The sequence below is a fragment of the Bradyrhizobium mercantei genome (genome assembly GCF_001982635.1).
Taxonomy (GTDB): domain Bacteria; phylum Pseudomonadota; class Alphaproteobacteria; order Rhizobiales; family Xanthobacteraceae; genus Bradyrhizobium; species Bradyrhizobium mercantei.
In genome coordinates this window covers 644,794-658,649 of record NZ_MKFI01000004.1, presented here as the reverse complement: position 1 = coordinate 658,649, position 13,856 = coordinate 644,794, and the positions used below count along the sequence as shown (strand labels likewise).

Below are 13,856 nucleotides of genomic sequence, written 5' to 3'. Positions count from 1 at the left end.
TACGAGTGAAGCGGGCTGCGGCGCCGGGTTGGACTGATGGGAAACAGCATGAGCGAGAAGAATCCGTCTTCGAATCCGTCTCCCCTTGGCGACGAGATCGTGGCGCGGATCAATCAGCTCGCGGCGATCTCCGAGACGCCGGAGCACCTGGCGCGTGTCTTCCTCACCGACGAGCATCGCAAGGCGGCCGATCTCATCCTGTCCTGGATGCGCGAGGCCGGTATGAGCGCGCATCTCGATGCGATCGGCAATGTCTGCGGCCGCTACGAGGGCGAGCGGCCGGGCCTGCCGGCGCTGATGCTCGGCTCGCATTACGACACCGTGCGCGATGCCGGCCGATGGGACGGCCCGCTCGGCGTCATCACCGCGATTGCCTGCGTCGCCGATCTGAACCGGCGCGGCAAGCGATTGCCATTCGCAATCGAGATCGTCGGTTTCGCGGACGAGGAGGGCGTGCGCTTCGCCTCGACCTTGCTCGGCAGTCGCGCGGTGGCCGGCACCTTCGACGAGAGCGTGCTCAACACCCGTGATCGCGCCGGCACCTCGATGCGCGACGCGCTGATCCAGTTCGGCCTCGATCCCGATCATATCGGCAAGGCGGCGCGCGCTCGTCGCGAGCTGCTCGGCTATGTCGAGCTGCACATCGAGCAGGGGCCCGTGCTGGAGGAGAAGGCGCTGCCGGTCGGCGTCGTCACCGCGATTTCAGGTGCTACAAGGCTCGCCGCCAACCTCACCGGCATGGCCGGCCATGCCGGCACCGTGCCGATGCCGTTGCGGCGCGACGCGCTGACCGGTGCCGCGGAATGCATCGTTGCGATCGAGCAGTTCTGCAAGAGCGACGAAGCCGGCCTCGTCGGCACCGTCGGCTATGTCAACGCGATGCCGGGCGCCACCAACGTGATCCCCGGCAAGGTGTCCTTCACGATGGACATCCGCTCGCAGAGCGACATGCATCGCAAGCGCGCCGTCGCCGACATCGTGCGGCAGATCGAGGCGATCGCAACGCGACGCGAGGTCGCACTTCAGATCGACGTCACCCACGAGAACCGCAGCGTGCCCTGCGCGCCGTGGCTGAAAGCGCAGATCGCCGAGGCGGTAGCTGGCGAGGGATACGCCGTGTTCGAACTGCCGAGCGGGGCAGGGCATGACGGCATGGCGATGGTCGACGTCGCCGATATCGGCATGATCTTCGTGCGCTGCCGCGGCGGCATCAGCCACAATCCCGCCGAGCACGTCGAACTCGCCGACGCCGACACCGGCGCGCGGGTGCTGCTGCGCCTGGTCGAGAATTTCCGACCGCACGATACAGTGAATAGCTGAAGCTGCCGTGCCTGGCAGCGACGTCGCGCCGGCTTTAAGTCCGCCCGTCGCCGCCGACCCGTGCCGAATTCGGACAGAGCTGACCGTCGCTGCCGGCTCGGCTCAGCTATTGCGGGAACATCGTGAGCGGCTAGACTTGGCCGCTACGGGGGGAAAGGACATGAGGTCGTCCGTCGTCCACGACGTTCAGTTCCCAAAACAACCGGCGCTGCAGCTGATCTACGACACTGCACCGATCGGTCTCGCCTACCTCTCTCCCGATTGCCGCTATCTTCAGATCAACCAGCGGCTCACCGAGATCTGCGGCATTTCGGTCGAAGGCCATCTCGGACGCACCGTGCATGATTGCGTGCCCGCGCTGGCCACCGCGGTCGAGGATATCGTTCGCTCGATCATGGAGACCGGCGAGCCCGTGACCGGCGTCGAGGTTTACGGCCAGCGCCCGGGCCACAATGACGAGCGCTGCTGGATCACGCATTGGCACCCACAACGCGAACCGAACGGCAGCATCGTCGGCGTCAACGTGGCGGCGGAGGAGATCACCGATCGCAAGCGCAGCGAGCGCGAGATCCGCGCCGCGCGCGACGCCGCCGAGCAGGCCTTGCATCATCTGCAGGAGACCCAGGCGTCGCTGATCGAGGCGGAAAAGCTCGCGGCGCTCGGCCGGCTGGTGGCCGGTGTCGCGCACGAGATCAACAGCCCGGTCGGCACCAGCCTCACGGTCGCCTCGGTGCTGGAGCAGAAATGCGCCGACTTCGCCGCCGAGGCGGCGCGCGGCAAGCTGAAGCGGTCAAGCCTCAGTGACTTCATCGAGGTCGTCGAAAGCGCGTCGTCGCTCTTGGTCGGCAACCTCAAGCGCGCGGCGGATCTGGTGCAGTCGTTCAAGCAGGTGGCGGTCGATCCGAGCTATTTCGATCGCAGCCGGTTCGATCTCGGCGAGGTGACCGAGCAGGTTCTTTCGAACCTGCGCCCGGCCTTGCCGAAGAACAATCTGGCGCTCGAGGTCGATTGCCCGTCCGGTCTGGCGATGAACAGCTATCCCGGGCCCTACGGCCAGGCGCTGACCAATTTGTTCGTCAATTCGATCGTACACGCCTTTCCGGACGGCAAGGGCGGCACCATCACGATCCGGCTGCGGGCCTTAGGCGCGGACCAGGTGGAAATCCTGTTCGCCGATGATGGCTGCGGGATGGACCGCGACGTGCTGCGGCAGGCCTTCGATCCGTTCTTCACCACGCGCCGCGACATCGGCCGGATCGGGCTCGGCCTCCACATCGTCCACAACATCGTCACGAACCGGCTGGGCGGCGAGCTCCATCTCGAGAGCGCCCCGGGGATGGGGACCAGCGTGCGGATCACGCTGCCACGCCTGGCGCCGCAGCGCGCGACCGATAGTTGAGGGCCGGATTCGGGCGTCGAGAAGGAAATACTCCCTGGCCAGGGGGGCCGGAAAACGTCCTTCCACGCAACCGGCGCAAAAGGCACTCCATGACCCTTGCTTCTGCCCCCGTCGTCGCGACATTGTCACGGTATTCCCTGATGGTCACGACGATGAGCCAATCCGCTTTTGATCCCTTCGGCGAGCCGGTCCCCGCGGTCGATCCTTCGGCCGCGAACGAGGGCGTGTCGAAATGGCTGAAGACCGCGGGCACCAGCGTGTTCTGGGTGCTGGTGGTCGGCATCGTGCTGGCGCGCGCCGTCTATTTCGAGCCCGGCGTGTTCAGCTTCGAGCATGCCGTTGCCTGGGCGCAGGGTCTGTTCGCCGCGCTCTAGCCGCCGGCAACCGCGGCGCCGTCTTCACGGCTCGCGCTTCCCGAATGATCCCCTCGAATGCGACCGCCGCCGGCACGTCCAGCCGGCCGGGCGATTTCAGCTGCCACAGCGTGCGCTCGATATGGACGCCCTTGATCGGGATCACCTTCAGCTTTCCGAGCTTCACCTGATCGTCGATCGTCGCGATCGACACGATGGCGACGCCGACACCGGCCGCCACCGCCTGCTTGATCGCCTCGGTGCTGCCGATCTCCAGCGTCCGCTGCGGCTCGACGCGGTGGGCGGTGAGCGCCTGCGCCACCACCTCGCGGGTGCCGGAACCGGGCTCGCGCACGATCAGGATCTCGTCATTGAGCAGCCGGACGTCGATCGGGGCGGCAGTGGCCGCGAAGCGGTGATCCGGGCCCGTGATCAGCACCATCACATCGGTGCGCCAGGCTTCGCTGCTCAGGTTCTCGTCCTCGACCGGCCCTTCGACCAGGGCGATCTCGATCTCATGCCCCAGCATCAGCGTGGCGATGTCGCTGGTGTTGGCGCTCACGACGTGCAGGTCGATGCCGGGAAAGGCGCGGTGAAACACGCCGAGATATTCCGGGATCATGTAGGTCGCGATCGTGGTGCTGGCGCCGATCCGCAGCGAGCCGCTGTCGAGGTTGCGCAGCGCCTGCAATTCGTCCTCGGCGGCGCGCTCGGCCGCGAACAGGGTCTCGGCATGCCGCGCCAGCGCCGCACCCTCCCGGGTCGGCCGCACCCCCTTCGGCGTGCGGTCCAGCAGCCGGCAGCCGACCTGGAGCTCGAAATCCCGCACCCCCTTGGAGATCGCCGGCTGGCTGATGTGCAGGAGGTCGGCGGCGCGGGAGAAGCTTCCAGTTCTCGCCACGGCCGCGAACAGGCGGAGCAGATGCAGGTTGAGGGACATAACTTCTCTCTATCGGGGCAGTCCGAAAAGATATTAGCCAAGAGGCGCGCTCTGGCGCATAAAATCTTCTCCGAAAAGAGGATTTCGTGCCGGAACAAGAACAAGACCAGGGCGAGAGGCAGGGGGCGCTGAAGCGCATCATCTTGCTCATTCCCGGCATTCTGCTCTGCGGAGTGGTTACGGTCATTTCGCTCGGCATCCAGGCCGCCGAAGAGCGGATTTTCGACCACCCCTATATCGAGGCCCTGGTCGTCGCGATCCTGCTCGGCATGGCGGTTCGGACCGCCTGGGAACCGTCGGAGCGCTGGCGTTCGGGGATCGCCTTCAGTGCCAAGCAGCTGCTCGAGGTCGCGGTGATGCTGCTCGGCGCATCCATCAGTTTCGCCGCGATCCTGGCGTCGGGCTGGCTCCTGATCGGCGCCATCGCCGTGACCGTCGTGATCATGCTGGCGGTGAGCTATGGTCTCAGCCGGATCCTCGGGCTCAAGACCAAGCTCGCGATCCTGATCGCCTGCGGCAACTCGATCTGCGGCAATTCCGCGATCGCGGCGGTGGCGCCCGTGATCGAGGCCGATGGCGACGACATCGCCTCGTCGATCTCGTTCACCGCCATTCTCGGCGTGCTGATGGTGCTCGGTCTGCCGCTGCTGATTCCGCTCCTGAAGCTGACCGCGACGCAATACGGCATCCTCGCCGGCCTCACGGTCTATGCCGTGCCGCAGGTGCTGGCCGCGACCGTGCCGGCCGGCATTGTCTCGACCCAGATCGGCACCCTGGTGAAGCTGGTGCGGGTGTTGATGCTGGGCCCGATCGTGGTCGCGCTTTCGCTGTTCGTGGCGCGCCGGCGCAAGGAAGGTGCGACGAAGGCTGCCTCGCTCAGCCCGTTCAAGCTGGTGCCCTGGTTCATCATCGGCTTCCTGGTACTGGCCGCGCTGCGCTCGTTCCAGCTCGTGCCCGACATCGCGATCGCGCCGGTGACCAAGACGGCGGCGATCCTCACCGTCGTCTCGATGGCGGCCCTCGGGCTCGGCGTCGATGTGCGGGTGCTCTCGACCGTCGGCGGCCGGGTGACGGCGGCCGTCACGCTGTCGCTCATGTTGCTGCTCGGCTTGAGCATCGGTCTCGTGCACTTCTTCAAGTAGCATCCTGCTCAGCCGATTGTGCGCCGGCACATCGCTTGCTTTACTGAACCGGCGGAGTTTGGCAGGGGAGCGGGATGGCGAGCACGGGAACAATCGCGGCGGAGCCGGAGCCGATCACGCTCGACTGGAGCAAGACCGCGCTCGTCATCATCGACATGCAGCGCGATTTCATGGAGCGAGGGGGCTTCGGCGAGACGCTCGGCAACGACGTCAGCCGGCTTGCCCGCGCGGTACAGCCGATCGCCGCGGTGCTCGCGGCGGTGCGCGACGCAGGCCTGCTCGTGGTCCATACCCGCGAGGGCCATCTGCCCGATCTTTCGGACGCGCCGGCGGCGAAGCTCGAGCGCGGCGCGCCGTCCTTGCGGATCGGCGATCCCGGGCCGATGGGACGGATCCTGATCCGCGGCGAAGCGGGGCACGACATCATTCCCGAGCTCTATCCGCTCGACAGCGAGATCGTGATCGACAAGCCCGGAAAGGGCGCGTTCTACGCTACCGAGTTCGGTGACATCCTGCAAAAATTCGGCATCGAGAATCTGCTGGTCTGCGGCGTCACCACCGAAGTCTGCGTCAACACCACGGTGCGCGAGGCCAATGACCGCGGCTACCGCTGCGTCGTGATCTCGGACGGCTGCGCGTCCTACTTCCCGGAATTCCACGAGATGGGCCTGAAGATGATCAAGGCCCAGGGCGGCATTTTCGGCTGGGTTGCCGAGGCTGCGGCGGTGCTGGAGGCGCTCGCTGGCTAAGGCAAGATGAAATCAGGCTGCGGCTGCGAACAAGGCGCGTTGCCTCTTGCGTCGCACTCATAACTTTGGGGCGACCGCTTTCAGGGACGAGCAGACACACGACCCGACGTCGGGGATATCGCCTTGTGACCCAAAGGTGACATCGCGCAAACGTCCGGCGGCAGCTTTTTGCAGGTTATTTCGTGCGGCTCCAATGAAGTTCGCTCCTTCCCCCGAAGGACGGAACAGTCGTCCATGTCTGTTCGTCCTTCACAAAAGAGGTGATCGTTCGCTTTTGATCGGTTCCAACCCACCCCGGCCACGTTCCGCCTTCAATATGCTGAATGATGATGCCGTCTGCTACCGAGTAGGTGCCGAAGAAAGCGAAGCTTCCGTGTACGACGGCCTCGTTCTCCTCAGCCGTTCCCCGCATGCGGTTGTCGGAAGCGAATCTCGGAAGGTCAGGGCGTGAGAGCACGATTGCGAAACGAGCATCCGAGTTAAACATCGCGATGCCTCTTGGTGTCGGGCCAAAAGGCAAAAGTTCGCGGCCATCGGGGGTGGTGCTGATATCCGATTCAAGCAACCAACTCCCGACCATGTCCCTTGCAGTCACGGTCTTTACGGCTTCAGCCTGCTGTGTGGCGGGCGGAGCCTCGTCAGCAGATTCCGGGAGCTTGGCCGGCGACGAGAACGGCCTAGTGGCATCCAGCACGAACATCACCAGAGCCCGCAGATCGCTACTGCCACTGCTGGAGACCTCCATTGGCATACCGGGGCCGTGTCCGGGCATTGACCGTCCGGCTTCAACACGGCTCATGCCTTGAGGAGATCTTTGGCTGAGTTCACCAGATAACACATAGAATGTTTCGGATCCCGGATGCGTATGGATCGGCGTCTTGGCTCCGGGCGGTCCCCTGGAACTAACAATGCGCAGCAGGTATTCTGGCGCAGAAATGGACGGCACTGGCCCAATCTCCGCAACAGGTTTGGCGCCTGCTGGTGACGATCCGCCCTTCGCACCGAGCGTGAACAGCCAAGCCTTTCCGTCCGCTTCGGCTGCAAGTCCGGTCGGGCCAGCCGCAGCCTTTGCATCGTCAAGTGTGGGGAAATTATAAACTCGCCAGAACAATGGGCCGGGTGGCAATTGCTGAATTTTCTTCTCAGCGATTGGCTTGACTTCAAATTGCTGTGTTGAGGCCGGCGATGATGTCAGTGCCACCCACACGATGGCAGCAGCACACACCAAAGTCGCATGTCTCGAATTGGACCAATTGGGCATCATAGCGCTTCTCCGAGGGCTTTTTCGCCGCAGTGCTGGCGATAGGAACTCGACGCACGGAAAGACTGTGGCACGTCGCGCTGCTCGGCTATGCGGTTTCCGCGTCGATATTCAAAAATCGCCGAAAACGCATTATCGTTCGGTTCGTGAAGCGGTCCTGCTCGAGAGTAGTCGATCCAATGACCGGAGGTGACGACGATTTCGGAATGTCGCACGTGCGGGCATTCTCCAGTGCTTTGCCGGCGGACCTCGTGCGCGCGCTAAGCTGGCTTCGCGGTCACCTTTCCGAACCTGTCCAACTCGATCTTCTTGCCCAGGTCGCCGACGCTCGCCCTCGGACTCTGGAGACACATTTCAAGATGTTTCTCGGTACGACGCCGCTCGGTTGGGTGCGCCGCATGCGGCTGGCAAGGGCGCGCCAGGAATTCATTCGTCGGGGACCGGACGTTACGGTCACGGCCGTTGCGCTTGGCAATGGTTTCAGTCAGCTCGGACGGTTTGCGGCCGAATATCGCAAGGCTTTTGGTGAGCTGCCTTCAGCAACTATCCAGCGTGGAAAGAAATCGTCAACAACGACCTTCGACCACGACGTTGACGAGGCGATCCGCTTGACGTTGGATGCCCTGCCTTTCGCTTTCGCGGTCGAACAGGCGCAATGCAACACGGCGCTCGAAAAGCTGAGCCGTCCCCAAGAGCTCGCGCCCAACTATGGATTGGCCAAGGCGATCGCCGGTTGGTGTTGGGCGCAGCGTGCGGCCCATGATTTTGCGGCGACTCCCGAGGTCGATCGTAATCGTGCATCCCGACTCGCCGCGGAGGCCTATGAACTTGCTCCGGATGATGGCTTGACGTTGACGCTCAGCAGCGGCGCGCTCGTTCTACTCCACGAGCTTGAAGCGGCGGACCGGCGATTGGAACGCGCGTTGGCAGTTGATCCGTGGTTGGCTTACGCCTGGATTCGTCGCGGCTGGATGTCGGCTTATTTTGGGGACAGCGATGGAGCTATCCGTGAACTCAGGATCGCGCTTCATCTCATGCCGTTTGAGCCCCTGCGGCACATTACCTGTATCGGTATGGGCTGCGCTCATTTCGCTGCCGAGCGCTACGATCGCGCAGCGCTATGGGTCCGGAGCGGTGTTGAGGCTTATCCGGACTCTCACTGGGCGCAGCGGATTGCCGTGGCATCCGTTGCCTTGACCGGCGCCCGTGCAGAAGCGCGCCGCATGGGTCGGCAGCTCACGCGGAAGGAACCCAATTTGACCGCGTCGCAGGCGAGGCGCGCATGGCCATTTACTCCTAGATTCATGTCATGCCTCGGAGATGGACTTGAGATTGCGGGCGTGCCCGCTGCATAGCAGAGCGCAACGCACCTGAATGTCGGCTCGTGGCGCAAAGCCGACATGACCAAGCGCGCCTCTGTTGTCCGCTTCTGACGAAAATGCGGACGTCGTTCGGCGAGCGGAGTTTTGGGTAAACGACCGAGCTGATGAGGAGGACTCATTGGCGCGCAGCCGTGGCCGGGTCGAAGTGCCTAGCCCTTCGCGGCGGGGGCAGGGGGCACTGGCAGAATGATTTCGGAAGCGATCTTCCAATCCTTTCCGACGCGAAGCCAATTGATGATCATCAGAAACGGCCTGGGCGTTCCATCCTGCCCCGCATAAGAGACCGTGATGTTCATCGGCACGTAGGACTCGGCGACATCGCGCGTCAGGCCGACGACTCTGAGCTTCGAATAATCCGGCTCAAGCACGACCGGGCCGGAGGTGCCGATATCATGAAGCTTTTGATCAATCGCCTCGTTGCCCCAAAAACCGGCCCAGTTCCCCTCGGACTGGATCGCGCTCTTGGCCACCAACAGAGTCGAGGGCGATTGCCAGAACATCCCATGCAGCGCCTTGAAATCGTGCCTGTTGGCCAATTCCATCAGCCTGCCGAACTTCGATCTTATCGCGCCGAGGGTCGCAGCATCCAGCGGCTCTCTGCCGACGGCGGGAGCGGCCGTGACATCTCCGTTGGACAGAGCCAAGGCAGTGATAAGAAGTGCCCTATACATGCGGAAATTTCCCTTCCAACGTCCGGCTCTCGTCATGACAACACCCGCGTTCGTACCAGTTGCTCAATTCCGTTCGCCGAAGACGTCCGGGACGTTTTAGCCTGCACATTCGCGTAGCAAGGTCGTGACTTTCGCATCGAGATCTTGGGCGACGACAAGTGCTTCCGCGTTGCCATAGGGCCGCAAATAACTTTCCATCTTGTCATAGGAGACGTGCACGCCATCGGGACGCTCATCGATAAGCACTGTGACTGGAGCGTAAGATCCGGCATCGGGCACGTGCTTGACCATTTCTTTCATGATGAGCGGGTTGCCGACCACAAAACGCATGATCTTCGGCGACTTGGACCCAGTTTCGCGGCGCAGAATGTCGCCTAGGTCGAACTCAGCGAAGAGCATAAGGTCCGTTCGGCCGAGACCGCTTTGTACAACGCGCGCCAAATCCGGGAAGGAATTTGTCGCCCTCGTCTCCTTGAAGAAGTCGACCATGTTGGGTTGCCCGATCGCCGACTTGAACGCGGCCACAACAGCGTCGAATGGTTTTGGGCTCGTCAGGCTAAAACGCTCCACCTCGATTTTAGCGATTGTCATTTGTCCCTCCGTAACAGCTTTCTGGGATAAGCGCGTCCCATCGCGTCGAAACGCGCGGGGTGTCATGCAGCCGCCGGCTGTGCATCCAGGAAAGTGCGGACGTGGCTGACGAACATCTCGTGGTACTGAAACAGGGCGCCGTGCCCTGAATCGGGATAGAGGATCAGCTGAGCGTTGCTGAGTTCCTTGAACATTGCGTAGGCGTTGCTTGCGGGCAGCATGGTGTCGTGGCTGCCGCTGACCACAAGAGCGGGCTGACGGATGGCGCGCAGAATGGCGTGCTCAGGATCAGGCGTGGCGCACCAGGTGATCAACGCCTTGGCCTGCGGATCGGTTACCGCGCTGCCGTTATCGGTGTCCCGATCGTCTTTACGTAGCTTCGTCCGCGCCAGGAATGACAGGCCCGACGACCGGCTGGCCGACGAATTCGTGAAGAACAGCGGCAGGCGGGGGTCCGGCGCATCGGCTTGGGAAAACGCTTGATGCAGGACAGCTAGCAGATGTTCCTCTCCGCCTTTCGGCGCGGTGCCCACGAGAATGAGCTTGCGGACCAGCCGTCCGTGATCGGCGGCGATCTGTTGGGCGACGCAGCCGCCGAGAGAAAAGCCCAGCAGGTCGACCTCGGAAATGCCGAGCAGATCGATGAAAGCAACTGCATCCTTCGCCATCGCTGCGATATTGTCAGGCGTTTGGCCGGTCGAGCGACCGACGCCGGCGTTGTCGAACGCGATGACCGGGCGATCCGTGGCGAGAGCGTTGACGACTGAGGGATCCCATGCATCGATGTTGCCCGAGAAGTGCTGCAGGAGAACCAGCGGCGTTCCGGTAGCCGGGCCGAGGCGGCGATAGGCGAAGCGTATTCCGTGGCCTTCGATGTAACGGGTCGGCGCGGCTTCGAGCGTGGCGGCGTGTTGGCTCGCGATGTCGAGTTGAGTCATGTCATCCTCCGGATGCCTGGCATAAGATGATCGAGTGGGGAGACCGGTGTGGCGCAGCGACCGGGACTTTCCTCCAAGAGGTCGCTGGCGCTTCGGCGGCGTCGGCTGGCTTGCGCTATCGCGGTCCGATGCGTTCTGCATTCCCGTGAGCGAGCAGGCGTGCTCCCGGCGCGAAAGCGCCGGGAGCGGTACCCTCACTTCGCGAGCGCTGCCTTTTCGATGACCTCAGCGACTTGCTTCGCATGGACGACGAGCGAGGCATGGCTGCCGGCGACTTCCGTCGTCTGCGCCTTCATCCTGGCTGCGAACGACTTCTGGGCCTGCGGCGCGATGACTTTGTCCTTCGTGCTGATGACGTAGAACGTCGGCTTGTCGTGCCAGGCCGCAATGTCGACGGGGGCTTCGAACGCAACGTGGTTCAACGGAAGCTGCGAGTTGGCCAGGTGCGCAGCGATTTCCGGCGGCAGGTCGGCCGCGACAGCCGACGGAAACACCTTGGGATCGATGTACAGATTGCCCTTCGCGTCGGGATGGATCGCATTGCCGCCTTCCGTCGACGGGCCCGCCTTTGCCAGTGACGCCAGGGATTCGCCGACCTCCGGCGCGAAGGCGGAAACATAGACCAGCGCCGACACCTTGGGATCGTTGCCGGCTTGCGTGATCACCACGCCGCCCCATGAGTGGCCGACCAGAACGGTCTTGCCGTCCTGCTTCGCGAGCGCCTGTTTGGTCGCATCGACGTCGGCGGCAAGGGAGGTGAGCGGATTTTCGACGAGCGTGACGTTGTAGCCCTTCTTCGTGAGAATATCGGCAACCGGCTGCCAGCTCGTCTGGTCCACGAAAGCGCCGTGCACGAGCACGATGTTGTGGGCCGCCCCCTTGGGCAGTTCGGCGGAATTGGCCGCGCCGACCATTGTCGATCCGGCCAGGAGGATGGTGGCGGCTGAGAGGAGGAGATTTCGCATCGATTGTTCCTGTTGGCGTATCGGACGAACATGGTCCGGGGGGATGGGCAGGCGTTTCCAGCAAGGTCGCGGTTCTCCATCTGCCGCTGGCGAAATGGTTGCCGCACGTGACGTCGGCCCGCGGTGACATGACCTATTCCACGGCCCTTTCGGACGATAGAGATCAATCGTCCGGATGTTGTGTCCGATCGTCCGCAGGTCTAATCTCGGCGGCATGGACATCCTCGCCCAGGTGCTGGATCGCGTTCGTCTCAGCGGGACGCTGCTCTTTCACTTCGAGCTGGGCCATCCCTGGCGTCTTGAGCTGCCGGAGCGTCCCTACGCTCTGTTTCACTATCTCAGCCAGGGCTCAGCGACCCTTGCGGTCGGACAGGGGCAGGACATCCAGATGACGGGGGGCGACTTTGTCGTCGTCACGCGCGGAGAGCCCCATGTGTTTTATTCGGATCGCCGGGCCGAGCCTCTGCGGATTATCGATATCGATCGATCGTCACCGCGTCTTGGCTTCGTTCGTCACGGTGGCCGTGCAAAGCCGCTCTCGGCCATGCTCTGCGGCAATTTCACGGTGTCGCGGCCGCTGTTTGGCAACGTGCTGGAGTTGCTTCCACCCGTGCTCTTGCTGAAGCCATCGGCGGACAGTGGTTGGCTTGAAGCAATCCTGCGCCGCTTGATGACCGAGTCCGCGACCGAGCGTCCCGGTCAACGCGTCGCGCTTTCGCGATTGACGGAAGTCCTCTTTGTCGAGGTGCTCCGAAGCTGGATCGCGTCTCTCAGTCCCGGACAAGGCGGCTGGCTCGGGGCCATCTCTGATCCGCATATCGGACCAGCGCTCAAGCTGATTCACGAAAACCCGGAGCGGCCCTGGACGCTGAGCGACCTCGGCCAGCGCGTGGGGCTCGGCCGTTCGGCATTTTCAGCCCGTTTCACCAGGCTCGTCGGCCAGTCCATGCATCGTTACGTCATCGAACGCAGGATGGCAGAAGCGGCGTTCCTGCTTGAGACCAGCGACGAGCCGATCGCACGAATTGCGAGCCGGGTCGGTTACGAGACAGCGGCGGCGTTTTCGAAACTGTTCCATCGGCGCCACGGCCTGTCGCCCGGCCGGTATCGAGCGGCTCGACGATCTGACGGCGGAGGAAGGCGAGGGGACGTTCAGGAAGCAGAAGTTGCCGAATGACTTTGGTCCGGACGTCCGTCGGCTCATGACCCGGCTGGAGCTTCCGCGATGCACGCTTTGGGCAACGGTTGGAGGATGAGCGGAACATCACCCGCGCCTTTCTCGGCCTCTCATTCTATGGGTACACGACCCGGCTGCGGCCGCCAATAGGGCGCGTTCCTGCGACGTGGCGGTGTCCCAAGGCGGACCCTGGCGAGCAAGAACAAGCTTGACGCTATGGCTGTGCTTCGCGTTTATCCGCCACATGAACAAGATCAAAGCAGTCTGCGTCTATTGCGGTTCCTCGCCCGGTCACGATGCTGCCTACGTTGAGGCAGGCGAACGCTTGGGACACGCCCTTGCCGCATCGGGATTGACGCTGATCTACGGCGGCGGAACCCATGGTGTGATGGGCGCGGTCGCGCGCGGCACACTGAATAACGGCGGCAAGGTCGGCGCGATCATTCCGAGATTTCTCACAAACTGGGAAACGACGACCGATGCGCTCGAGATGTTCGAAGACTTGACGATCACCGACACCATGCACGAGCGCAAGCACAGAATGTTCGAGCGTTCTGATGCCTTCGTGGCGCTTCCGGGCGGCATCGGCACCGTCGAAGAAATCGTGGAAATCATGACGTGGGCCCAGCTTGGGCAGCACCGCAAGCCGATGGTCCTGGTGAACATCAAAGGTTTTTGGACGCCGATGATGGCTATGCTGGACCACATACGCAGCGCAGGCTTCCTTCACAGAGACCACCTGCTTCAACCGATTGTCGTTGATCGTGCCGAGGACGTCATCCCCGCGATTGTTGCTGCGGCGGCCAAGGATAGCGCGTCCGAAGCCGGCGTTTCGTCGATCATCGACAAGATGTAGATTTCAGCGTCCTCAGACGTGATGGCGCCGGGTGCGGTTGTTCTCGGAGGCCGCGTCGGCTCGCCTTGCGAGCCCGGAGATGTCGAATTCGATCACGTAGTTCAAACAGTTC

The 13,856-nt window shown here is 63.1% G+C and carries 14 protein-coding genes; 8 read left to right on the top strand and 6 right to left on the bottom strand.

All coding sequences use genetic code 11. The features are described 5' to 3' along the window. The first annotated feature begins 48 nt into the window (after positions 1–48). The 3 genes from BI327_RS21130 to BI327_RS21120 all read left to right on the top strand — a co-directional run bounded on the left by BI327_RS21130 (position 49) and on the right by BI327_RS21120 (position 3,093). Entirely contained in the window at positions 49–1,320 is a 1,272-nt protein-coding gene (locus BI327_RS21130; protein ID WP_076862694.1) for an allantoate amidohydrolase, read from the top strand. 160 nt (positions 1,321–1,480) lie between these two features. Then, positions 1,481–2,719, top strand: a complete 1,239-nt coding sequence (locus BI327_RS21125) for an ATP-binding protein (RefSeq protein WP_076862693.1) — start codon at positions 1,481–1,483, stop codon at positions 2,717–2,719. A gap of 89 nt (positions 2,720–2,808) precedes the next feature. Then, a complete protein-coding gene (locus BI327_RS21120) occupies positions 2,809–3,093 on the top strand; it encodes a hypothetical protein (protein ID WP_245334882.1) in 285 nt (94 codons plus the stop codon). On the opposite strand, the gene BI327_RS21115 is transcribed toward BI327_RS21120, so the two are convergent. Next, positions 3,041–4,012, bottom strand: a complete 972-nt coding sequence (locus BI327_RS21115; RefSeq protein WP_076862692.1) for a LysR family transcriptional regulator — start codon at positions 4,010–4,012, stop codon at positions 3,041–3,043. The genes BI327_RS21120 and BI327_RS21115 overlap by 53 nt on opposite strands. Positions 4,013–4,098: 86 nt before the next feature. Here BI327_RS21115 and BI327_RS21110 point away from each other — a divergent pair, with 86 nt between their 5' ends. Together BI327_RS21110 and BI327_RS21105 are read left to right on the top strand one after the other, a co-directional pair. After that, positions 4,099–5,154 (top strand): YeiH family protein, encoded by a 1,056-nt coding sequence (locus BI327_RS21110; protein ID WP_076862691.1) that lies wholly within the window; start codon positions 4,099–4,101, stop codon positions 5,152–5,154. Between the two features lie 74 nt (positions 5,155–5,228). After that, positions 5,229–5,903, top strand: coding sequence for a cysteine hydrolase family protein (locus BI327_RS21105; protein WP_076862690.1), 675 nt, complete (start codon positions 5,229–5,231; stop codon positions 5,901–5,903). Positions 5,904–6,078: 175 nt separating this feature from the next. Here BI327_RS21105 and BI327_RS41140 read toward each other — a convergent pair whose 3' ends face one another. Then, positions 6,079–7,167, bottom strand: a complete 1,089-nt coding sequence (locus BI327_RS41140; protein ID WP_083742171.1) for a lipocalin-like domain-containing protein — start codon at positions 7,165–7,167, stop codon at positions 6,079–6,081. A gap of 176 nt (positions 7,168–7,343) precedes the next feature. On the opposite strand from BI327_RS41140, the gene BI327_RS21095 reads away from it, so the two are divergent. Beyond that, positions 7,344–8,519, top strand: coding sequence for a helix-turn-helix domain-containing protein (locus BI327_RS21095; RefSeq protein ID WP_076862688.1), 1,176 nt, complete (start codon positions 7,344–7,346; stop codon positions 8,517–8,519). A 176-nt stretch (positions 8,520–8,695) separates the two neighbouring features. Here the strand turns inward: BI327_RS21095 and BI327_RS21090 are convergent, their stop codons facing one another. From BI327_RS21090 to BI327_RS21075, 4 genes are all read right to left on the bottom strand, one after another. Then, complete coding sequence (locus BI327_RS21090; protein ID WP_076862687.1) at positions 8,696–9,217, bottom strand: hypothetical protein; 522 nt, start codon at positions 9,215–9,217, stop codon at positions 8,696–8,698. 96 nt (positions 9,218–9,313) lie between these two features. Next, complete coding sequence (locus tag BI327_RS21085; RefSeq protein WP_076862686.1) at positions 9,314–9,808, bottom strand: DUF302 domain-containing protein; 495 nt, start codon at positions 9,806–9,808, stop codon at positions 9,314–9,316. Positions 9,809–9,870: 62 nt separating this feature from the next. Then, complete coding sequence (locus tag BI327_RS21080) at positions 9,871–10,746, bottom strand: alpha/beta fold hydrolase (protein ID WP_076862685.1); 876 nt, start codon at positions 10,744–10,746, stop codon at positions 9,871–9,873. Positions 10,747–10,940: 194 nt separating this feature from the next. Next, positions 10,941–11,711, bottom strand: coding sequence for an alpha/beta fold hydrolase (locus BI327_RS21075; protein WP_076862684.1), 771 nt, complete (start codon positions 11,709–11,711; stop codon positions 10,941–10,943). Positions 11,712–11,925: 214 nt separating this feature from the next. Between BI327_RS21075 and BI327_RS21070 the strand changes: the two genes are divergently transcribed. Next, a complete protein-coding gene (locus tag BI327_RS21070) occupies positions 11,926–12,888 on the top strand; it encodes an AraC family transcriptional regulator (RefSeq protein WP_076863139.1) in 963 nt (320 codons plus the stop codon). A gap of 244 nt (positions 12,889–13,132) precedes the next feature. After that, entirely contained in the window at positions 13,133–13,744 is a 612-nt protein-coding gene (locus BI327_RS21065) for an LOG family protein (RefSeq protein ID WP_076863137.1), read from the top strand. Positions 13,745–13,856: the final 112 nt, after the last annotated feature.